Source organism: Kordia aestuariivivens, from assembly GCF_014397005.1.
Lineage (GTDB): Bacteria > Bacteroidota > Bacteroidia > Flavobacteriales > Flavobacteriaceae > Kordia > Kordia aestuariivivens.
Genome location: NZ_JACGWS010000018.1, coordinates 89,529 through 109,054, shown reverse-complemented (window position 1 = coordinate 109,054; position 19,526 = coordinate 89,529). Strand labels below are relative to the sequence as shown.

The following is a 19,526-nucleotide window of genomic DNA, read 5'->3' as shown; positions in this document are numbered from 1 at the left end:
GAAGTCTGCAAGACGCACGCAATGTTGTAAGTTGAATTAATCCCGTTGCATAACGGGATCTCAAGAATCAATAGTTCTAACTCAACATTGAGAAGTCTGCAAGACGCACGCAATGTTGTAAGTTGAAGTATTCCCTTTGCATAACGGGATCTCATGAATCAATAGTTTTAACTCAATATTGAGAAGTCTGCAAGACGCACGCAATATTGCAAGTTGAATTAATCCCGTTGCATAACTGGATCTTATGGTAAAACAATTAAAAATTTTAGATGCTATTCTGGTTCCTCCTTTGAGTCAGCTCCGGCTCTTTTAGTGCCGCCATTAATTTTAATAGTAATATCATTAGAAACTTTGTACTGTTTCAATTGAGAAATACTTACTTGACTTTTTCATGCTAAAAGTTTTATATATTAATAGGTTAGGTAAGGTACTAAATATTCTTTAAATTTATAACTGCCACATAATGAACACAGATTTCTAATATTTATGGTTATTTCACAGATAAGATTTCGTAAGTTTTTTTTAGTATTTATTTTTTTGATGCCATTGTGTTTATTGCAAGCACAGGATGTAGAATTAAGTAATTATTATCATCAGCAACTGGAAAAAAGAGAGTTCTCCTTAGCTGAAAAAGAAAAGCTAGTAGATAGTTTATTACTTCAAAAGAACATTCAAGTTGATCCGCTAAAATTGGTTAAAATTTATAGAGATTTTATTAATGTGGCAGGTTTTTCAAACATTAAAAAGGCTGTTTTTTATGCTCAAAAAGTAGAAAATATAGCAGTCATATTGGACAATTTTAATATTAACGACTTCAAGAAAAATCGTAGAAATAGAATCGTTTTTTTACACCGAGATCAGCAGTTTTATAAAGCCTTAAAAGCAGCGAATAATTATTTAGAAAGGTACCCTGAAGTTAACAATTCTACAAGCAAAATATATCGATCTCTCGGAAATATATACGGTGATTTAGGAGATTTTCAGAAGGCAATTACTATTTATGATAAATCTATATATTTATCAAAATCTTTTCAAAATGATGAAGAATTAGTAAGAACATACGTTTGTAAATTACAAATTTTAGTAGATTTATATGAAACTAGCTATTCTAAACAAATATTAAAAATAAAGAAAGAATTAGAAAAATTGACAAATCATATCAGTGTAGAAAATAAAATAGTTACTTACTTAAATTTGGGAGCTTTTTATGATTTTATAGAGGATTTTACAAGTGCAAAAGAAAATTATGTAAGTGCGTTAAATATATCGACTTTAGAAAATGATACCATTAATATTTTCAGGAGTAACATAAATTTGGCAATAGTCAGTAAGAAAACAAATCAACTAGAAAAAGCAAAGTATTTTTTAGAAAAAGCAAATGAAAATAGCTCTGAAGATGGAAATATGAAAGCAATGGTCTCCAACAACTTAGCCGACATCTATCAAAAAGAAAACAACCATCAAAAAGCACTCATTCATTACCAAAAGGCAATTGTGTTAGCATTAGAATCTAAAGACATTGACTATCAACAATTACCAACACTGCAAGACATTGAATTTTCTCCTAATAAAATAGATGTTTTAGGATACTTAATCGACAAAGCTAACGGTTGGATTGCCTATTACGATGCAGAAGGAAATCCTGAATACCTCAAAAATGCTCTCGATACGTTTACACTAGCAGATCAATTAATAGATTTGATTTACGTAGAAAGTCGTGAAGACTTATCAAAACTATTCTGGCGAAAAAAAGGCGCAACATTCTACCCAAAAGCGGTTGAGGTTTGTTACCGTTTGCAACAACCCGAAAAAGCCTTCTTCTTCATGGAAAAAAACAAAGCCATGTTGTTGTTAGAAAACATGACCAATGCAACGGCAAAACGCTTGTCTAAACTTCCCGAAAACATACTAGAGCGCGAACAAAACTTAATCAAAGAAATCAAAACGTTTGAATCTGAAATTCAAGCGTATGAAACTACTGAAACGCAGACGATAGATTCACTAAAAAACAGCGTTTTCAAATACAAAAAAGAATATGCCGCATTCATAGATTCATTAGAAACGGAGTTTCCAAAATACTATAACTACAAGAAAAACATCAACATTGTAACCTTGCAAAACGTACAATCAACATTACAAGCAGACGAACTGATATTACAATACATTGTTGGAAAAGAAAAAGGATTTGTGGCGTTAATTTCTCCAAAAAGCATTCAGCTAAAAGAATTGCCAACAACGGAAATCCTAACGGAAACAGTTACACAATACAAAGAAGCGGTTTCCAAACCTTTTGTAAAAAACGAAGATAAAAACAAGTATGAAGCTCTTGCTAAAAAACTCTATCAGCAACTCATACCATTCAATACTTCGGAAATGCAATTCGCTGAAAAACGCATCACGATTATTGCAGATGGACTCTTGCAATACATTCCTTTTGAAGCATTGCGTACGCCAAACAATGCGTATTTCATTGAAAATACAGAAATTCATTATAACTATTCGCTTTCTTCGGCCGCACAATCGCAACAAAACAACACGCCAATCTCCAAGGCATTTATTGCGATCGCGCCTACGAAATTCAAAAACGATCAATTTGGCGCATTGGCAACAAGTAAAGAAGAATTAGAAAAACTAACCAATATATTTAACGCCAATCACTTTCAATACGAAGAAGCGACGAAAGAGCTATTTACAGAAGCTTATGGAAATTACAAAATAGTGCATTTATCAACGCATGGCGGAATAAATAATACGGTTCCTTGGATGGCTTTCTATGACGAAAAAATAACGTTGGATGAACTCTACTTCACCAAAAACAAATCCGAATTAGTAGTATTAAGTGCTTGTAAAACGTCTGATGGCGAACTCAAAAAAGGCGAAGGTGTGATGAGTTTGGCAAGAGGATTCTTCAACGCTGGCGCAAAAAGTGTGGTTTCTTCTTTATGGGATATCAATGAAAAAGCGAGCAACGATATCATACAAGAATTCTACAAAAATATCGCAGCTGGCGATACAAAATCGTTCGCGTTGCAAAAAGCAAAACTCACGTATCTCAAAAACAATAAAAACACTAGTGAAGCTTCTCCCTATTACTGGAGCGCATTAACCATTACGGGAGACATAAATCCTATCTACAATAATAAAAACGTGTATCTATACTATATAATAGGTGGTTTGTTCCTTACGGGAATAATCTTATGGATTCGATCTAAAAGAAGAAAACAACAAGCAGCGTAAGTAATTGTAAATTATAAATGTTGAAAGTTAAATTTTGAATCGTTTAATATTTTAATTTCTTGACATTCAATGCTATTTCAAAGTACTTCTCGACACTATTTTCTATCGAAAATCGAAGTAGCGTTTTGACAACTAAATTTTGAACTTTAAAGTAAAAAGTATTTTTTCGAACAACCAACAACCAACAACCAACAACCAAGGAACAAAGCGACTTAAAAGAACTAACCCAACACTTTCTTCAAATTCGTAATCATTTCAGAAACAATAGCTTTCATGTCAAATTGTGAAGACCAATTCCAATCATTTGTAGCTGTTGTATCATCAATACTTTCGGGCCAACTATCTGCAATTTCCTGTCTAAAATCAGGTTCATAACGTATCGTAAAATCAGGAAGCAACTCTTGAATCGCGATGGTTAATTCTTTTGGTGTAAAACTAGTAGCGGCAATATTATACGAAGAACGCACTTTTACGTTTGATGCTTCTGCATTCATAATGTCAATCGTAGCGCGAACAGCATCATCCATAAACATCATTGGTAGCGAAGTATCTTCATTCAAAAAACACGTATAGGTTCCATGCTTAATAGCTTCATGAAAAATTTCTACAGCATAATCCGTAGTTCCGCCACCTGGATTTGCTTTCCAACTAATAATTCCCGGATACCGAATACTGCGAACATCAACACCATAATTTTTATGGTAATACTCACACCAGCGTTCCCCCGATAACTTACTAATTCCGTAAACGGTAGAAGGCTCCATAATGGTGTGTTGAGGTGTGTTTTTCTTTGGCGAATTATGACCAAAAACAGCAATAGAACTTGGCCAGAAAACTTTTTTAATGCGTTGATCTTTGGCTAAATTAAGCACGTGCAGCAACGAATTCATATTCAAATCCCAAGCCAACTCAGGGTTTTTCTCAGCAGTTGCCGAAAGTAAGGCAGCCATCAAATACACATCGGTAATAGTATGCTTATCAACACAAGCAGCAATAGCTTCTTTATCTCTGGCGTCAAGGACTTCAAAAATACCTTCGCTAAAAACGTTACTTTCGCTTTTTCGAATATCCGAAGCAACAACATTTGCAATACCATACATAGTTCGCAAAGCTGCTGTCAATTCTGTGCCTATTTGCCCACAGGCACCAATAATTAAAATTTTTGTAGTCATTAAAAACAGTAAAAAGTGTATACAAATATATAGAAATCTATTGCTAGCGAATGCGAAAAATTAAATTTAACAGCTAGTTTTTTGATAAATTCATAAATTACAATGCCTTAGCATGGTAAACTTTGTTAAAAATACAGACGAACATAAAAAACTAGCTATATTTGTTTCTCATTTTTTAATAAAATTGATAGTCAAAAATTAATGAAAAAAATCATCGTACTTGTGCTTGTCATGATCTCCTTTTTTGCATGCAAAAAAGAACAACAGGATACGCGCAATACCCAGACAGAAAGTCGTGAAGATTTTCTTGCCAAAAACAAGTTAACCATTCCCAAAAAAGGAAAACTCAAAGAATTAACGCCAATTCAAAAAAAGTTGGTGCAAGATTGGTTGGAATTTAAGACGGTACACGAAAGCACAAAACTCATTAATGCTAGTACACGCTTTGCTATTGTAGAAGACTTGGGGCAGTTAGCAGCAAACATTGACGCTATGGAACAAAAGAGATTTCCAAAAGAATTAGATGTTATGCAAATACGCAGTCGTTTCTTAGTATTAAAAACTAAAGCACTGAAGCTGCAAGATGACGCAACAGACGAAAATATTTCGAACGAATTTATAGAAAAAGAAATTGTAGAAATAAACAAAGTATTCAATGCGATTTGCTATCAAATAGAACAAGCTTCAGCATTAAACATTACTCCTGAGGAAATTCTTGGAGATGCATTCAAAACTAAAGATAGTACGGAGGCAGTAATGAATAAGGAGCAAAAACCTGCCCAAAAACTCCCTAAAAAACAATTCAAACAAGTAGAACTAGAAAAAAACTAAGCTTTGAAAAAACTAATCTTATTGCTCACTTTTGTCACATTTGTATCGTGTAATACGGAAAAAGCGCGCCAAAAAGTGGAAGAATTTCGTTTAGAAAAAAGTAAAACAGCCATCAATACCGTATTAGATGCTTGGCATAAAGCTGCAGCAGATGCAGATTTTAATGCGTATTTCTCCAAAATGACGGATGCCGCTATATTTATAGGAACCGACGCTACTGAAAATTGGAAAAACGAGGACTTTAAAGCATTTTCAAAACCCTATTTTGACAAAGGAAAAGCTTGGAGTTTTACTGCCTTAGAACGAAATGTATTTATATCGGAATATGGCGACATTGCATGGTTTGATGAGCTATTAGATACACAAATGGAATTATGTAGAGGTTCTGGTGTACTCAAAAAAGTAAATGACACTTGGAAAATATCACACTATGTACTCTCTATTGCAATTCCAAATGACAACGTCAAAGAAATTGTAAAGCTAAAACAAGCAAACGACTCTATCGTAAAATCGCAACTATAAAATGTCTTAAAGAAATGTTAATGTGCTGACTAACGGTAACATTACAGTTATTATTTATACTAAATTGCGTAGAACTAATTAAACACAATCAAAAAATGAAGACAAATAGTTTAAAATTAGCACTTTGTATTACAGCAAGTGCGCTTCTTTTCTCTTGCGAAGGAGAGAAAAAGGAAAAGGCCAAAGAAATAGCCTCGGTTCCAGGAATCAACTTGGAATACATGGACACTTCGGTAAGCCCTAAAGATGACTTTTACACGTATGTAAATGGTAAATGGATGGAAACTACAGAAATTCCTGCCGATAGAACATCTTGGGGAGGATTTGGCGTATTGCGTAAAAAAACAGATCAAGATGTATTAGCTATTCTTGATGAAGCACTCAAAAGCGGAAAATACGCAGCCGACACTGATCAAGCGAAAGCATTAATGATCTATAATTCTATTTTAGACACCATAGCACGAAACAAAGCAGGAATCAAACCATTACAGCCAGCGCTAGATGCAATTGCGAGTATCAAATCAATTGCGGATATGCAAACGGTATTAGCTAAAAACCCAGCAACAGTTTCAGCACCTTTCATGGGATTATCGGCATTTGCAAACTTAAGCGATAGTAGCATGAACGCAGCGTATGTTGGTGCAGGAGGATTAGGATTGCCAGAAAGAGATTATTATTTAGATCAAGATGAAAAATCTAAAGAAATCAGAGCTAAATATGTAGCACACATTACACGCATGTTACAATTTTTAGGTGATAGCGAAGAGAAAGCTAAAAAAGATGCTGAAACAGTATTAGCATTGGAAACAAAATTAGCAGCACCACGCTTAGATAAAATAGAAAGCAGAGATGCGCGTAATTATAACAATCCGAGAACAATTGCTGAACTATCAACAATAACACCAGTTATCGATTGGAATAAATTCATGACAGACTTGGAGATGAAAAAGGTAGATACTGTTATTGTAACACAGCTACGATACATGACAGCATTGCAAGAAATCTTAACGAATGAAAGTATTGAAGATATCAAAACAGTAATGCGTTGGGCTACATTAAATAGTGCTTCTGGACAATTAACAACAGAATTAGACAAAGCAAACTGGGATTTCTATTCAAAAGAACTAAACGGAGCAAAACAACAACGTGATGCTGAAGAAAGAGCATTAGCAACTGTTAATGGAACTGTTGGAGAAGCAATTGGACAATTATATGTAGATGCTAAATTTCCGCCAGAAGCGAAAGAAAAAGCAGAAAAAATGATTGCAAATGTAATTGCTGCGTATAAAGATAGAATCATGAACTTAGACTGGATGAGTCCTGAAACGAAAGCGAAAGCAGTTGAAAAACTAGATAAGTTTACGGTAAAAATTGGATATCCTAACAAATGGGAAGACTACTCTACATTAGCAGTTAAAGATGGTAATTCATATTATGATAATATGGTTGCAGTTGGAAATTGGGGATTCAGAAAAAATTTAGATGAAATCAACGAGCCAGTTGACAAAACAAAATGGGGAATGTCGCCTCAAACGGTAAATGCATACTTTAATCCTTTAAACAATGAAATCGTTTTTCCAGCGGCTATCTTACAACCACCTTTCTATAACTATCAAGCAGATGATGCTGTAAACTATGGTGGAATTGGAGCTGTAATTGGACATGAAATTTCACATGCATTTGACGATTCTGGAGCACGTTTTGATGCGGATGGAAATCTAAAAAACTGGTGGACAAAAGACGATTTAGCACAATTTACAAAACGAGGAGATGCATTAGCAGCTCAGTATAGCGCTATTGAAGTACTAGATAGCTTATACATCAATGGTAAATTTACCTTAGGTGAAAACATTGGAGATTTAGGTGGTGTTTTAGGTGCGTATGATGGATTACAACGTCATATCAAAGAAAACGGACGACCAGAAAAAATAGATGGATATACAGCTGAACAACGTTTCTTCCTTTCTTGGGGAACTGTTTGGAGAACAAAAATGAGAGATGAAGCATTGCGTACAAAAATCAAAACAGATACGCATTCGCCAGGACAATACAGAGCGTATGTTCCTTTACAAAATATTGACGCTTTTTACGAAGCTTTCGATATCAAAGAAGGAGACAAAATGTACTTAGCTCCTGAAGATAGAGTTCGAATTTGGTAACAATCAAATCACAATAAAGTAAAAGCCTGAATGTATGTTCAGGCTTTTTTTATGTTTGTGCTTAATACGGAACCTCATAAACACATTAAAACTCAATCGTCTTTTTTACTAAAACGGCATCATTCAGTACAAAAGGTCTTGGCATCATGTTTTTAGCACGCGCAGGAATTGTAAACAACGGATTCGTCAGCAAATCAAAAGAAGCTTCATACATTATAAATGATACTTTTTGATCAGGTTTTGTGGTGAATGAAAGCGAAAGCGGCTCATTATCTGAAACATAATAACTCACCAAACGTCTGCTGCGTAATTTGGGTATTTTAGGCACTCTAACTCCATTAATCTGTAAAGTTTCAAGTTGTTTTCCATCGCCAAATACTTCAATTCTATTTACATTTCGCTGCGGAATAATCTTTACTTCTACATGACGAAGATTACTGTGTACGGTATCTTTTATTGTTTCAAAAAGCGGTATCGGAATCGGTTTTACGGGCGCAGTTTGCGTGTATGTATAACCAGACTTGTACTTACTGTCTAGTATTTCTTTTGTTCTTGCAATCGTTTCATCTTTGATGTAATTTCGCGTCCAATCGTCCAAAATGCCATCATACGTATTCCAATTGGCTTTATTCTGATCCGCATCTAAAACGTATACCAAACTATTTGGTTTTTGAGTTTTCTCGGTAAATCCGGAATTGGAATGTGCTACAAAAAAGGCAACAATCGCCAAGAAAAAGAACAAACGCGCCGTCCATTTTTTACGTTTATACAATCCGAAAACGGGCATTAACAATCCAATTATCAATACAACTAATAGTGCAACAACTGCAATAATTTCCAAACCTAAACCAACAGGAAACAGCTTGATAAACGGCGTTAAAATTACCACTGCAGGAATTGCTAAAAAAGTTAATGAAAAAGCCGGAGGTTGTTTTTGGTTTCTAATCAAAATAATGACAGAAACTAAACTTAACAGTACAGGAATGCTTATAAAACTTGCGCCGTCTAAATAGAAAGCGGCAAGTGCTGTAATAACAACCCAAAAGAAAAGTGGTGCAATTGATAAGTTTGCAGCGGTTGTTTTTTTACCAAATTTATGATAAGAATAAAACGAAATTCCCAATGAAAGAAATGCAAAAAGTGAAATATAGGTGTATCCATTATACGTAAATCCATGTTGAATTTCGCCATAATGCGGATACAACCAATTGATTAATTTCCAACCTAAAATCGTTGCGGCACAACTCGCGATAAGCGCCACTAAAAACGGAATAAATCCGGATAAAATTCCTTTGCCAGAAAGCATTTTTTCTTTAAATCCATAGAGTATTAATCCAATGAATAATAATATAATTAAGATTAACATCGGTAAAATCCACGAGAATGGATAGGTATGAAATCCAAAAGGTGAATTGAAATAAATCAAATCGTCTTCAGATGTCATTTGTGTTAAATCTTGTGTTGAAAAATAATCTAACAATGGCATCAAATACGTTCCTTGATGCGCTAGCGTGTTGAAGTCTAAATTTTCTGGCGTATCATTTGCGGTGTGATAATCAAAATGATCGTCAATAAATGCAAAGTTAAATCCTTGAATGTTTCCATCTTCCCGAAAAACAGTCAAATCGGTATCATTTGGAAGCATTTTATAAATACTGTACGCGAGTGAATTTCCAACAGGATATTGTGTTCCGGCATCTTTAAACGCTTTGATGAGTTTGGCATTTCCGTTATTAGTTTCTAACAACATTATACTTGGTCCGCCACTTCCGCGCGCTTCAAAATTCAATACTAAACCAACATCTTTTGCCCATGGATGTTTGTTTACAAACAATTCGGCACCATTCAAACCTAATTCTTCTCCATCGGATAGTAATAAAATAATATCGTTTTCTGGTTGTTTTCCTTTGGCTAAAAAAGCACGAGTTCCTTCTAAAATTGTTGCAACACCACTTGCAGCGTCACTTGCGCCAACAGCTGAATGCGGATCACTATCGTAATGTGACAATAATAGTAATGCTTTTGAAGAATTTTTCCCTTTAATGCGTGCTAATATGTTTTTTGGTTTTGAAACATTTCCCCAGCCATCTAGTGTGAATCCTTCTTGAACACTTGGTTGTAAGCCTAATTTTTTTAATTCTGAAATAATATAATTACGAACCGTTTCATGCGCTTTTGAACCTACATAATGTGGTTCTTTGGCAAGTTCGTTTACATGTTCAAACGCACGAACTGTAGAAAATTCGGTTTTTGGAACTTTCCCTTCTGTGGCTTCTTGCGGCATCGCACTATGAAAACTTGAATAGACGGCAAATGCAATCAGTAAAAAAGAAAGAAAGGTATAACGTGCTTTTGGCGTATTCATAGTGTTTGGTTGTAAGGTTGCTTAAAAATAGTAAAAACTATACAGTTTAAGGATATGAAATGACGGTTTTAGGTTAACCAGTTAAAAATGAGTAACTTTAGGAATCACTAAATATATTTATTATGGGAATAAAAAGTTTTCAAGGTGCACGAAAAGCGCAGACTAATAGTGCAACCAAAGCAGAAGCGTTTAAAGTTAGTGATTATATGACGCGAAATTTAATCACGTTTAAGCCTGAACAAACTGTGGAAGAAGTGATTCAAAAACTAATTCAGCATAAAATTTCTGGTGGACCAGTTGTGAACGATAAAAACGAATTGATCGGAATTATCTCTGAAGGAGATTGCATCAAGCAAATTTCGGACAGTCGTTATTACAACATGCCTTTTGAGCAAAATAAAATAGAAGCACACATGGCAAAAAATGTAGAAACTATTGATGGTAATTTGGATATTTTTGAAGCTGCCAATAAGTTTATTCAATCTAAAAGAAGGCGTTTTCCAATTGTAGAGAATGGAAAGCTTGTTGGGCAAATTAGTCAGAAAGATATTTTGAAAGCGGCGATGCAATTAAAAGGGCAGAGTTGGAAGTAATTTTTAACTTTTTTTAGCGGTTATCATTTCTTAATCTATGGCTTCCGCCAGATTGGTCATGATGAGTTTATGCTTTTTTGTGCCTTTTTCTAACTATACTTGTATTCATTTTTATAATTTTCTCTTAACACGTTTCATCGCTTTCGGTTCATCTGTGACTAACAGTTTTTGTTCTTTTGAACCTGTTAATGTCAACACTCTTGAATCAGAATAACCGTCTACAGGCGTATCAATTGTTTGCCATTTAGCAATGCCCATTACGGCAATTTCTTCATTGAGCTCAATAACACTTTCTTTGTAGCGAAGTGTTTTATTCATCCCAAAAAAACCTGTACTTTTATTTCCTTTTAATTGTAAATAACGTTCTATTTCTGCATCAGGTTTTTTGAAAAAACCTGAATTTATAGAATGATCAGTTACTAAATAGATTCTTTTCGTGTTGTCTTTTTGTACTTTTAAATTCAAAATAGCGCTTTCAGTTCCTGTGCTGATAAAGAAATCTTGAAAAACAACATCGTCGATTATAGTTTTCCAGTGTTTTCCACTTTGTTCTTCTACTTTTACAGCATAATACACGCATTTCCGATTGCTAAGCGGCGCAATTAAAGGTTCTCCCGCATGTTTTGCTTTGCCGACAATCTTTACATATTCGTTTTCTCGTGCACTGTGAATTGCTTTTCGACGCACTTTTTTCAGTTCACGGAGAATTCTACTTTTAGCGCTAAAATAAAAGCCAACAAAAATTAAAATAGCGAAACCAACGATAATAAGTGCTGGAATTATATATGCTGAAATGTCGAAACTAGTGTCCATTATGGGGATTGCTTTTGTAGTTTATGAATCTTTTTTGACTAATAAATAATAATCATTATCTAACAACAAATATCCTTGATCGTATACATAATAATACGTTGCACCGGCTTTCGTGGTATAGATTGAGGTAAAGTAACTAAAATCAAATCCTTTTTCCAAAAGTTTTCCTTTGGTCGTTTTTGTCTTTTTATGTACGTTTAAATCTTCTAGAATACGCCAATTTTTCCGCAAGCGATTGTTGATATTCCGAATTAGATTTTTTCCGTCTTTATTAAGTCGATTGTTGTGTGCATTTCGACAGTAATCGCTACAAAACTTTTTATCGACACGACCTTTGAACGTATCGCCGCATTCTAAACATTTTTTGTCCATATTAATTCGGTTTTGCGATGTTATACCAACGAAGCATCATGTTTTCGGGTTCATAATAGAAATCTTCCAAATAGTCGAGTCCAATTTTCAATAAGACGTTATGTGAAGCTTCATTACCTTTTTCAGTAATTCCATATACTTTCTCTAATTTCAATACCTTCCACGCGTATTCCAAACAGGCTTTGGAAGCTTCTGTGGCGTATCCTTTTCCCCAGAATTCAGGACGCAATCGATACCCAATATCATAGAAATTTGTGAAATTATTGAATGTGTAATCTGTGTACAATCGCAATCCACACCAACCTATGAACTCGCCAGTTTCTTTAATTTCAACTGCCCAGCGTCCAATTCCACGTTCCTCATATTGTTTTTTTATGTCTTTAATATATTTTAGTGCTTCTTCTTTTTTTGTGATTGGTTTATTGCCTAAATATTTGTGTACTTCCGGATTTGAATCAAGCGCAAACATTCCGTCTAGGTCTTGTTCTGAAAGAGCTCGGATGCGAAGTCTGTCGGTTTCTAAATGTATTTTCATGAGTGATTTCTAGCTGCCAATATACATAAAAATTATCCATTTACAAACGACTACAAATATTTGTAAACGAAAGTAAGCACTTCGTAACCGAATAAAATTTGGAAGTCGTTTCATATTTGCACTGTTGAATTACAATAACGATTTGACATCAAAAAAAATTTAAACTTTTAAAAATAGAAATTATGAATACACTTAGAAACAAAGTACAGTTGATTGGAAGATTAGGACAAGATCCAGAAATTATCAGTTTTGAAGACGGTAACAAAATGGCAAAATTCTCTTTAGCTACCGATGATAGTTACAAAGACAAAGATGGAAACAAAGTTGAGCGTGCACAATGGCACAACTGCGTTGACCATTTGTACCCTCGAATTAACAGCCAAAGCGCCGCCTAAAAAAGGCTACCCATTGATTCCTTTGACTTATGGTGACTATTTAAAGCAAGCACGTATGGATATCGGCTACACGATGGTAGAACTTGCTATGGAGCTTGTAGTGTATAAGTCAACGATAGATAAATGGGAGCGAGGACTTACACAGCCAAATTATATAAACAAACAAAAAATCATAGATTTCTTTGGATTTGATCCAAGAACAGAAACAATAACAATTTAAAAAATAGAAATTATGAACAGTTTAAGAAACAGAGTACAGTTAATCGGAAATTTAGGAAACGATCCAGAAATCATCAACTTAGAAGATGGAAAGAAAATCGCAAAATTCTCCATTGCAACGAACGAAACTTACAAGAATGCGCAGGGAGATAAGATTGAAAACACCTACTGGCATTCCCTAATCGCCTGGAATAAAACGGCCGAAATTGTAGAGAAGTATTTACTAAAAGGAAAAGAAATTGCGATAGAAGGAAAGCTTACAAACCGATCTTATGAGACTGAAAATGGCGAGAAAAAATATGTAACGGAAATTTTGGTAAATGAGATTTTGATGTTAAGGAACTAAGGGAAGAAAAAATAGTTTAGTCACTGTATAGATGCGCTTTTATTTGTAAGATTTTTAATTGAATTAATGGCTTTTTAAATGTAAATTCGATTAAAGATCTTACATGTATGAAAAAAGTAAATTTATTATCATTAATTGATAGTTTTCAGCACCTTGAGGAAGATATTCGAAATCAATATTTTACCTTTTTAGGTTTAAATTTTGATAACTTGGAATATTCTTGTTTGCAAACTTTAGTAAATAAGATTCAGCAAGAATGCGCTAATATTGATATTTTTGATAATTATTTTATAGGTTATACAATCCCACAAATTGGCAAAGAATTCGATCTATTAAGATTTGGACAAAATACCCTTGTTAATATTGAACTTAAGAGTGAAAGCTCTGATGAAAAAGTTCATGAACAACTTTTAAAGAATAAATATTATTTAAGTTTTATAAATAAGGACGCTTACTTTTTCTCTTATGTGTTGGATAGAGATAGCCTATTTTGTTTAGATGAAGCTGATAACTTAATTGAAGTAGATTTCAAAAAACTTGCTAATTTTTTGATTAAGCAAGATTTATTGGATATAAATGACATTAATGATTTTTTTAACCCTACAGACTATTTAGTTTCTCCTTTTAATTCTACAGGAAAGTTTATTTCAAATGAATATTTTCTAACAAATAGACAAAATCAGATTAAACGAGAAGTGATTACAAAGGTTGACAATAATGAAGTCTCACTTATTTCTATATCTGGAAAACCTGGTACAGGTAAGTCTTTATTAGTTTATGATATTGCAAAAGAGTTTGCGAAAAATGGAAAAACAGTCTTAATTATTCACTGTGGTAAATTAAATAGAGGGCATTTTGAATTAAACCATTCAATCAATTGGTCAATTGTAGCAATAAAGGTTGTTTCAAACATAGACATCAATCAATACGATCTTGTTGTGGTCGATGAAGTACAAAGAATAAGAGGATCAAGCTTTGATTATATTTTAGATAAGCTAAAACGATCAATAAATAAAAGTTATATCTTTTCACACGATGGAGAACAGTGCCTACATAGGGATGAGATTAACAGAAATATTCCACAAAAAATAGAAGGAATATCAGATGTAAATCATTACAAATTTCAACTAAAATCAAAAATACGAACTAATAAAGAGGTTGCTCAATTCATAAGAGTACTATTTGATATTAATAAAAAATTTGAAAAGTTAAGTACTGATAATATTATTATTAAGTATTTTAAAAATCTTGATACTTCCAAAGTTTATATGGAGTTCTTATCTAGAAATGGATGGAAGATTATTAACTATACACCATCATTATACAATCGCGATCATCATGATGATAATCAAATACCAAATGAAGATAAGACACACGATATTATTGGACAGGAGTTTGATGATGTAGTAGCTCTTATTGATTCATCTTTTTATTATAATACAGATGGTTTTCTAACAACGAGAGGTATAAGTACATATTATCATTCACCAAAAATGCTGTATCAAATTTTAAGTAGAGCTAGAAAACGACTTAATATTATAATTGTAAACAACCCAAGTATGATGAATCGCTGTCTTTCAATTTTGGGAACGTCTATGAGAACAGAATTAAAAAATAAGCCGTAACCAATGATTCTGTATTACTTTATAATAATATTTATGATTTTATTTCTTTCTTTTCTTTTTTCTTGATTTTTTTCGATTCTAAATCTATATCAACTTGAAATATTTTAACAATTCTTTTAAGAATTATAAATAAAGTCAAAAAGATTTGAAAAGATAAAAAGTACAGTATTGAAGATAATATGAATTGAATTATTATATTTAAATCTAAATTTATGGAGTAGTAATGATATTTGAAAATTATGGAATTATCAATTACAAAAATATTTATCAAAATTAAATTTATTAATCCCAAAATGCATAGAACAATTGAAAAGGCAATATTGAAAAATGTCTCTTCAATTAGTTCAACTCTTCTTTTTTGATTACTTAAACTAAGTCCTTTTGTTGCTAAATTTGAGATTATTAGTATTAATAAATTTAATAAAAGACCTATTAATATTGATAAACAAATACTAAGAATATTCTGAATATTATTGTTTAAAATATTGCAGTATGAAATGAAAAGAGACAAAATGATCGGTAAGTACACAAATGCAATTTTCTCATTAAAAAGCATTTTGTTATCATTACCCAAAAATGTTTTTTTGTGCTGCTTGAATATGTTTTTTATGTCCAGTTTAGAATACAAAGCTTATATAATTCCTAAATTAAAAGATTTTAGCAAGGTTATGGTTTCTTTATTTATTGACTTATAGTCAGAAAATCCTTTAGCGTCAATTTTTACATCTATTAAATAGTAAGGTCTAGTTTTTAAAGTATCTTCAAGATCTATAGTTCTTTTATTTCCATTATAGGTTGTTACTACTTTAATGTTTGCATTCTCATCAAAACCTAGGTTTTTTAAATCTTCATCCTCAAAAAAACCGTCATAATGTTCAAGATGTCTTACAATCTTTTTCTTTGTAAGGATTGGAATTACTGTTTTTGCTTGAGGAATAATGTTTAATTGAATTTGATATGCTCCTCCATCATGATAGGTTCCTAAGTAGCGTTCACTCTTATCAGCAGGAAGATACTTTCTACTTAAAATAATCCTTTCATAATCACCATTTATTAAAAATTCTTTGATTAGTTCACTTTCAACAAAACCATTAATTTTCACATCTAATTCAGAAAACTTATCATTTATAAATTTTCTAAAAATTTTAGAAAAATCTCCTTTCATCGCATGTCTTCCTTCTCGTTCTAAAACAATAAAGCCCTTGTTTGACTTTTCAGGAAGAGAAATAAAGAAGAAAAATGGTCTCTCAACTGATTGCCCTTTTTCAATAGTGAACAATCGATCTTTATTTTTGTCTGCTGTAACTACGTCTTGTTCTTTATTTTGGTCTTCACCTATTTTAATTTTACCTGATACATATCGAAGACTAGACTTGGTCTTAAATAGACTTTTTTTACTTTCATTATTTACTTCAATTTTGGTTGTCTTACCATTTACCTGTGATGGAGCTAATCCGTCTACGAAAGGCAAAAAGTCAGTTTTGAAAACATCAAATAAATCTCGTCCATAAACATCTGAATAATCTATTATTTGTGAAGGTTTGCGATTTTCATGTAAATAAAACGTGTGAATTTCTAACTTTCTTTTTTCCATAATCAAATAAATTTGTTCTTAAATATTAGGACTAATTTAGATAAGTAATTTTTAGATTACAATTAAAAACAAAAAATCTTATGATTTGACGGAAATTTACTTAAGCCAAATATAGTCTTTAAGATGGGATAATTATTTTTTTTGTAAACTAAATACTGCAAAGACAGGTGTCATATTAGTCATGTTAACTTTCAATCAAAGTAAATTAATATAAATCAGTTCTAATTGAGGTTTTCCGTAACTCTAGATAAAAAAATATTAATTCGTAACAAATACCCATTTATAACTACTTATTCAACATGGAGTAGTTGAAATTTCCTATCGACTAAAGTTTCTTTCTTCAGGTGTCAAATACTTAATAATTTAGTCTTAAATGATTTATTAACCATTAAAACTAAAGTTATGAGTTTAAATGAAAAACAGAAGTATACTGAAGAAGAATTAAGAAACCGTTCAATACAATTAAACCCAAATAATGAAGCTTTTTGGAAATGTCGAGGAAGAAAAAAACGGCCAAAAGATTGGAAGCGCACTGCTAAAAGTACTTAAAAAGGAAAAGCCATTATGAATGAAGTAGCAAATATTTTTAGTCCACATTACAATAGAAAGCACGATGTTCATCTTGCTTTTATTTTACGTTTGATTTTTTGGTCAAGATTTAAAACATCAGAGAGAAGAGCTATTTATTTTTTGTTTGGTGTTGGTAAAATAAATTTAAGAATTAATAATAGTAACTCTTTTACTAAAGAGTCGTTGTTAAACCACATTTTTGATTTAACACAAAATCGAAAGATAGTAAAGAAAGCTGAAATTCGTGGAATTACAGGACTTTCCAAGGGGACATTCAATAAATATTTTAGAAAATGTCTACAAGATAAAGGTTTAATAAGACGTAAGATATTTACTTTTCCAGAAGTCTATTCAATATTAGAATACTGGCAAGGTGATGAAAAATGGGGAAGAATGAAAGCTTTTACAAAGAATGAACTTTCTAAGCTTTTTACTAATGGCAATTATGAAGAATTAGAGATTAATATGACCAATGAAGTTATGTCATACCATAAATATAAGTCTCAAAATAAGATTGCTCCAAAAAATGTGAAACAAATTGCAAAGCACTTTTTCAGCGGTGCCGAAGAAAATATTGATTCATTTTACAAGGAGCATTTCAATAATGATTATCTGACTTTTTTTCTTGGTTTACTTATTTGGTATTTCATAAAGGATATTTTACAACAAAACATGATATCTTAGTTTTGAAAAAACACCAAAAGGTGTCTTTTTCACTAATCCAAATAATGATGCGTCAGCATCAGTGCAAAAGCATCAAATACGCCCATCTGATAATGCTCTGCTTTGGTATTCTTTCGTAGGTCAGGCATACGACGTTTCAGTTCGGGATACCACGACACAATCGTCTTTGAAATCCCATACTTTGAACTATTCCCAAATTGCTTAAAGGTTTCCTTGATTTGATTTCGTGAATAGCTATACACTGGAATATCAAGTTTAGTAGCTTCTTCTTTGAAAGCATCAATCGTAGTAATAACTCGTTTGCTGATCTTGTTATCCGTATCATCATAATCACGCAGAATGATCAGCGTTGGTCGGTACTGTTTAATAAACGAATATAATCGTTTGATGTACTTATCTTTCGTAAGTGGACGAATACGTGCCACGCCATAATTGATAAGTTCCTTGGGTGTTTCGCATATAACATATCCCATACCAAAGGCATTGGGATAGAGCGTGACAATTAACTGACTATTCATGATTGTTATCTAGTTCAACAAGTCGGTCAATAATAGTATCAAGGAGTTGTAGTCGATGATCTATGTTGGGTGTTTTCATATTCTCCATAAGTTTTTCACGAACTGATAATCCACCTCTTAAACATTCTTTGATAATGCTCGGATAGTGATTCTTAAAGAGTTTCTCAATCGGTATGTTGAGAATAATATGGTATGAGAGAACTACAGTCATACTTGCCTGTAACTTTCCATGTTCAACTTTTGAAAGGTTTCCAATATCTACACCAATCATGCTTGCCATATCTTGGAGTGAAATGCCGGTTCGTTCTCGATAGCTTTTTAATAAATGAAGTGCGTTTGTCATATAAATGAAAAGCGATGGGGTTAACTAATATCCAACGCTTCACCTATTTTAAAAAGTTATGAGGTTTCAATATAGATAGACCTATTTGTAATATTTACAAAAAAAATCGCGGTCACGCGAAATTGTGTGGAAGAAGTGTGTATAGATGGTTACACATTATTTCGGGAATTGTATCCGCTTCAAACCTTGTGAACTTTCTTCACTGTACATCTTTGTATGTTTAATTATTGTAGTGTGAAGTTTCTTCACAGACTTTGTGTGCTTAGCTTCACAGCTTTGAGGTTCGAGAATGCAAGAGAAGTAGAGTTTTGCTTCTCGTTGTCGTTCTGAAGCTTCTAACAGCATCTTACCATTTCCATTTTTAACCAGAACTAATTGCTTGTTAATCAGTTTGGCTATGGCAGTGGAAACAGCACGTTGTGAAAGTCCTGTTTTTTTAACAAAAAACTGTTGAGAGATCCAATCCCAACGTTTGTAACTATTTGTTCTGGTATCTTTCCAACCATAGGTTTGACGAATCACGACTAAAAGCACCTTTAGTTCTGCATATCCTAAATCTTTGAGATAGATATCAAAGACATTGTTAGGAACGTTCGTACGATATATATAACTCATATATGTATCATAGGAAGG

The 19,526-nt window shown here is 32.7% G+C and carries 19 protein-coding genes and 1 pseudogene; 11 read left to right on the top strand and 9 right to left on the bottom strand.

Annotation, left to right across the window (positions count from 1 at the left end):
* The first annotated feature begins 540 nt into the window (after positions 1 to 540).
* Positions 541 to 3,237 (top strand): CHAT domain-containing protein, encoded by a 2,697-nt coding sequence (locus H2O64_RS21835; RefSeq protein WP_187564367.1) that lies wholly within the window; start codon positions 541 to 543, stop codon positions 3,235 to 3,237.
* A 221-nt stretch (positions 3,238 to 3,458) separates the two neighbouring features.
* On the opposite strand, the gene H2O64_RS21830 is transcribed toward H2O64_RS21835, so the two are convergent.
* Positions 3,459 to 4,409, bottom strand: a complete 951-nt coding sequence (locus H2O64_RS21830; protein ID WP_187564366.1) for an NAD-dependent epimerase/dehydratase family protein — start codon at positions 4,407 to 4,409, stop codon at positions 3,459 to 3,461.
* A 201-nt stretch (positions 4,410 to 4,610) separates the two neighbouring features.
* On the opposite strand from H2O64_RS21830, the gene H2O64_RS21825 reads away from it, so the two are divergent.
* The 3 genes from H2O64_RS21825 (at position 4,611) to H2O64_RS21815 (ending at position 7,921) form a co-directional block, all read left to right on the top strand.
* Positions 4,611 to 5,240 (top strand): hypothetical protein, encoded by a 630-nt coding sequence (locus H2O64_RS21825; protein WP_187564365.1) that lies wholly within the window; start codon positions 4,611 to 4,613, stop codon positions 5,238 to 5,240.
* Between the two features lie 3 nt (positions 5,241 to 5,243).
* A complete protein-coding gene (locus H2O64_RS21820) occupies positions 5,244 to 5,762 on the top strand; it encodes a nuclear transport factor 2 family protein (protein ID WP_187564364.1) in 519 nt (172 codons plus the stop codon).
* A gap of 95 nt (positions 5,763 to 5,857) precedes the next feature.
* Positions 5,858 to 7,921, top strand: coding sequence for a M13 family metallopeptidase (locus tag H2O64_RS21815; protein ID WP_187564363.1), 2,064 nt, complete (start codon positions 5,858 to 5,860; stop codon positions 7,919 to 7,921).
* 85 nt (positions 7,922 to 8,006) lie between these two features.
* Here the strand turns inward: H2O64_RS21815 and H2O64_RS21810 are convergent, their stop codons facing one another.
* The gene (locus H2O64_RS21810; protein WP_187564362.1) at positions 8,007 to 10,286 is read right to left on the bottom strand and encodes a M28 family peptidase; all 2,280 of its coding nucleotides are present in this window, start codon (positions 10,284 to 10,286) and stop codon (positions 8,007 to 8,009) included.
* Between the two features lie 122 nt (positions 10,287 to 10,408).
* Between H2O64_RS21810 and H2O64_RS21805 the strand changes: the two genes are divergently transcribed.
* The gene (locus H2O64_RS21805) at positions 10,409 to 10,879 is read left to right on the top strand and encodes a CBS domain-containing protein (RefSeq protein ID WP_187564361.1); all 471 of its coding nucleotides are present in this window, start codon (positions 10,409 to 10,411) and stop codon (positions 10,877 to 10,879) included.
* A 111-nt stretch (positions 10,880 to 10,990) separates the two neighbouring features.
* Here H2O64_RS21805 and H2O64_RS21800 read toward each other — a convergent pair whose 3' ends face one another.
* From H2O64_RS21800 to H2O64_RS21790, 3 genes are read right to left on the bottom strand one after another with little or no spacing between them, the layout of a single operon-like run.
* Complete coding sequence (locus H2O64_RS21800) at positions 10,991 to 11,692, bottom strand: hypothetical protein (protein ID WP_187564360.1); 702 nt, start codon at positions 11,690 to 11,692, stop codon at positions 10,991 to 10,993.
* Positions 11,693 to 11,713: 21 nt separating this feature from the next.
* Positions 11,714 to 12,064, bottom strand: coding sequence for a hypothetical protein (locus tag H2O64_RS21795; protein WP_187564359.1), 351 nt, complete (start codon positions 12,062 to 12,064; stop codon positions 11,714 to 11,716).
* 1 nt (position 12,065) lies between these two features.
* A complete protein-coding gene (locus tag H2O64_RS21790; RefSeq protein ID WP_187564358.1) occupies positions 12,066 to 12,599 on the bottom strand; it encodes a GNAT family N-acetyltransferase in 534 nt (177 codons plus the stop codon).
* A 182-nt stretch (positions 12,600 to 12,781) separates the two neighbouring features.
* Between H2O64_RS21790 and H2O64_RS21785 the strand changes: the two are divergent.
* From H2O64_RS21785 to H2O64_RS21770, 4 genes and pseudogenes are all read left to right on the top strand, one after another.
* Positions 12,782 to 12,952, top strand: a pseudogene (locus H2O64_RS21785) (single-stranded DNA-binding protein); the annotation flags it as partial.
* Positions 12,891 to 13,214, top strand: coding sequence for a helix-turn-helix domain-containing protein (locus H2O64_RS24260; protein ID WP_317173853.1), 324 nt, complete (start codon positions 12,891 to 12,893; stop codon positions 13,212 to 13,214). The pseudogene H2O64_RS21785 and the gene H2O64_RS24260, both read left to right, overlap by 62 nt.
* Positions 13,215 to 13,226: 12 nt before the next feature.
* A complete protein-coding gene (locus H2O64_RS21775; RefSeq protein WP_187564356.1) occupies positions 13,227 to 13,559 on the top strand; it encodes a single-stranded DNA-binding protein in 333 nt (110 codons plus the stop codon).
* A 107-nt stretch (positions 13,560 to 13,666) separates the two neighbouring features.
* Positions 13,667 to 15,184, top strand: coding sequence for a DNA/RNA helicase domain-containing protein (locus tag H2O64_RS21770; RefSeq protein WP_187564355.1), 1,518 nt, complete (start codon positions 13,667 to 13,669; stop codon positions 15,182 to 15,184).
* Between the two features lie 631 nt (positions 15,185 to 15,815).
* Here the strand turns inward: H2O64_RS21770 and H2O64_RS21765 are convergent.
* Entirely contained in the window at positions 15,816 to 16,778 is a 963-nt protein-coding gene (locus H2O64_RS21765) for a hypothetical protein (RefSeq protein WP_187564354.1), read from the bottom strand.
* A gap of 402 nt (positions 16,779 to 17,180) precedes the next feature.
* Here H2O64_RS21765 and H2O64_RS21760 point away from each other — a divergent pair, with 402 nt between their 5' ends.
* On the top strand, positions 17,181 to 17,327 hold the full coding sequence (locus tag H2O64_RS21760; protein ID WP_187564353.1) for a hypothetical protein: 147 nt from the start codon (positions 17,181 to 17,183) through the stop codon (positions 17,325 to 17,327).
* A gap of 15 nt (positions 17,328 to 17,342) precedes the next feature.
* Entirely contained in the window at positions 17,343 to 18,032 is a 690-nt protein-coding gene (locus H2O64_RS21755) for a hypothetical protein (RefSeq protein ID WP_187564352.1), read from the top strand.
* A gap of 32 nt (positions 18,033 to 18,064) precedes the next feature.
* Here H2O64_RS21755 and H2O64_RS21750 read toward each other — a convergent pair whose 3' ends face one another.
* The 3 genes from H2O64_RS21750 to H2O64_RS21740 form a co-directional block, all read right to left on the bottom strand.
* Positions 18,065 to 18,550 carry a hypothetical protein gene (locus tag H2O64_RS21750; RefSeq protein ID WP_187564351.1) on the bottom strand — a complete coding sequence of 162 codons (486 nt, stop codon included), beginning with the start codon at positions 18,548 to 18,550 and terminating at the stop codon, positions 18,065 to 18,067.
* Positions 18,543 to 18,893: a helix-turn-helix domain-containing protein gene (locus H2O64_RS21745; RefSeq protein WP_187564350.1), complete on the bottom strand. Its 351-nt coding sequence runs from the start codon at positions 18,891 to 18,893 to the stop codon at positions 18,543 to 18,545. Before H2O64_RS21745 ends, H2O64_RS21750 begins: the two co-directional genes overlap by 8 nt.
* A 156-nt stretch (positions 18,894 to 19,049) precedes the next feature.
* On the bottom strand, positions 19,050 to 19,508 hold the full coding sequence (locus H2O64_RS21740; protein ID WP_187564349.1) for a replication protein: 459 nt from the start codon (positions 19,506 to 19,508) through the stop codon (positions 19,050 to 19,052).
* Positions 19,509 to 19,526 lie beyond the last annotated feature (18 nt).

Excerpts from the sequence above, each read along its gene's own strand:
- H2O64_RS21835 (WP_187564367.1), top strand. The coding sequence starts at position 541 with ATGCCATTGTGTTTATTGCAAGCACAGGATGTAGAATTAAGTAATTAT.
- H2O64_RS21830 (WP_187564366.1), bottom strand. The coding sequence starts at position 4,409 with ATGACTACAAAAATTTTAATTATTGGTGCCTGTGGGCAAATAGGCACA.
- H2O64_RS21825 (WP_187564365.1), top strand. The coding sequence starts at position 4,611 with ATGAAAAAAATCATCGTACTTGTGCTTGTCATGATCTCCTTTTTTGCA.
- H2O64_RS21815 (WP_187564363.1), top strand. The coding sequence starts at position 5,858 with ATGAAGACAAATAGTTTAAAATTAGCACTTTGTATTACAGCAAGTGCG.
- H2O64_RS21810 (WP_187564362.1), bottom strand. The coding sequence starts at position 10,286 with ATGAATACGCCAAAAGCACGTTATACCTTTCTTTCTTTTTTACTGATT.
- H2O64_RS21805 (WP_187564361.1), top strand. The coding sequence starts at position 10,409 with ATGGGAATAAAAAGTTTTCAAGGTGCACGAAAAGCGCAGACTAATAGT.
- H2O64_RS21800 (WP_187564360.1), bottom strand. The coding sequence starts at position 11,692 with ATGGACACTAGTTTCGACATTTCAGCATATATAATTCCAGCACTTATT.
- H2O64_RS21795 (WP_187564359.1), bottom strand. The coding sequence starts at position 12,064 with ATGGACAAAAAATGTTTAGAATGCGGCGATACGTTCAAAGGTCGTGTC.
- H2O64_RS21790 (WP_187564358.1), bottom strand. The coding sequence starts at position 12,599 with ATGAAAATACATTTAGAAACCGACAGACTTCGCATCCGAGCTCTTTCA.
- H2O64_RS24260 (WP_317173853.1), top strand. The coding sequence starts at position 12,891 with ATGATAGTTACAAAGACAAAGATGGAAACAAAGTTGAGCGTGCACAAT.
- H2O64_RS21775 (WP_187564356.1), top strand. The coding sequence starts at position 13,227 with ATGAACAGTTTAAGAAACAGAGTACAGTTAATCGGAAATTTAGGAAAC.
- H2O64_RS21770 (WP_187564355.1), top strand. The coding sequence starts at position 13,667 with ATGAAAAAAGTAAATTTATTATCATTAATTGATAGTTTTCAGCACCTT.
- H2O64_RS21765 (WP_187564354.1), bottom strand. The coding sequence starts at position 16,778 with ATGGAAAAAAGAAAGTTAGAAATTCACACGTTTTATTTACATGAAAAT.
- H2O64_RS21760 (WP_187564353.1), top strand. The coding sequence starts at position 17,181 with ATGAGTTTAAATGAAAAACAGAAGTATACTGAAGAAGAATTAAGAAAC.
- H2O64_RS21755 (WP_187564352.1), top strand. The coding sequence starts at position 17,343 with ATGAATGAAGTAGCAAATATTTTTAGTCCACATTACAATAGAAAGCAC.
- H2O64_RS21750 (WP_187564351.1), bottom strand. The coding sequence starts at position 18,550 with ATGAATAGTCAGTTAATTGTCACGCTCTATCCCAATGCCTTTGGTATG.
- H2O64_RS21745 (WP_187564350.1), bottom strand. The coding sequence starts at position 18,893 with ATGACAAACGCACTTCATTTATTAAAAAGCTATCGAGAACGAACCGGC.
- H2O64_RS21740 (WP_187564349.1), bottom strand. The coding sequence starts at position 19,508 with ATGAGTTATATATATCGTACGAACGTTCCTAACAATGTCTTTGATATC.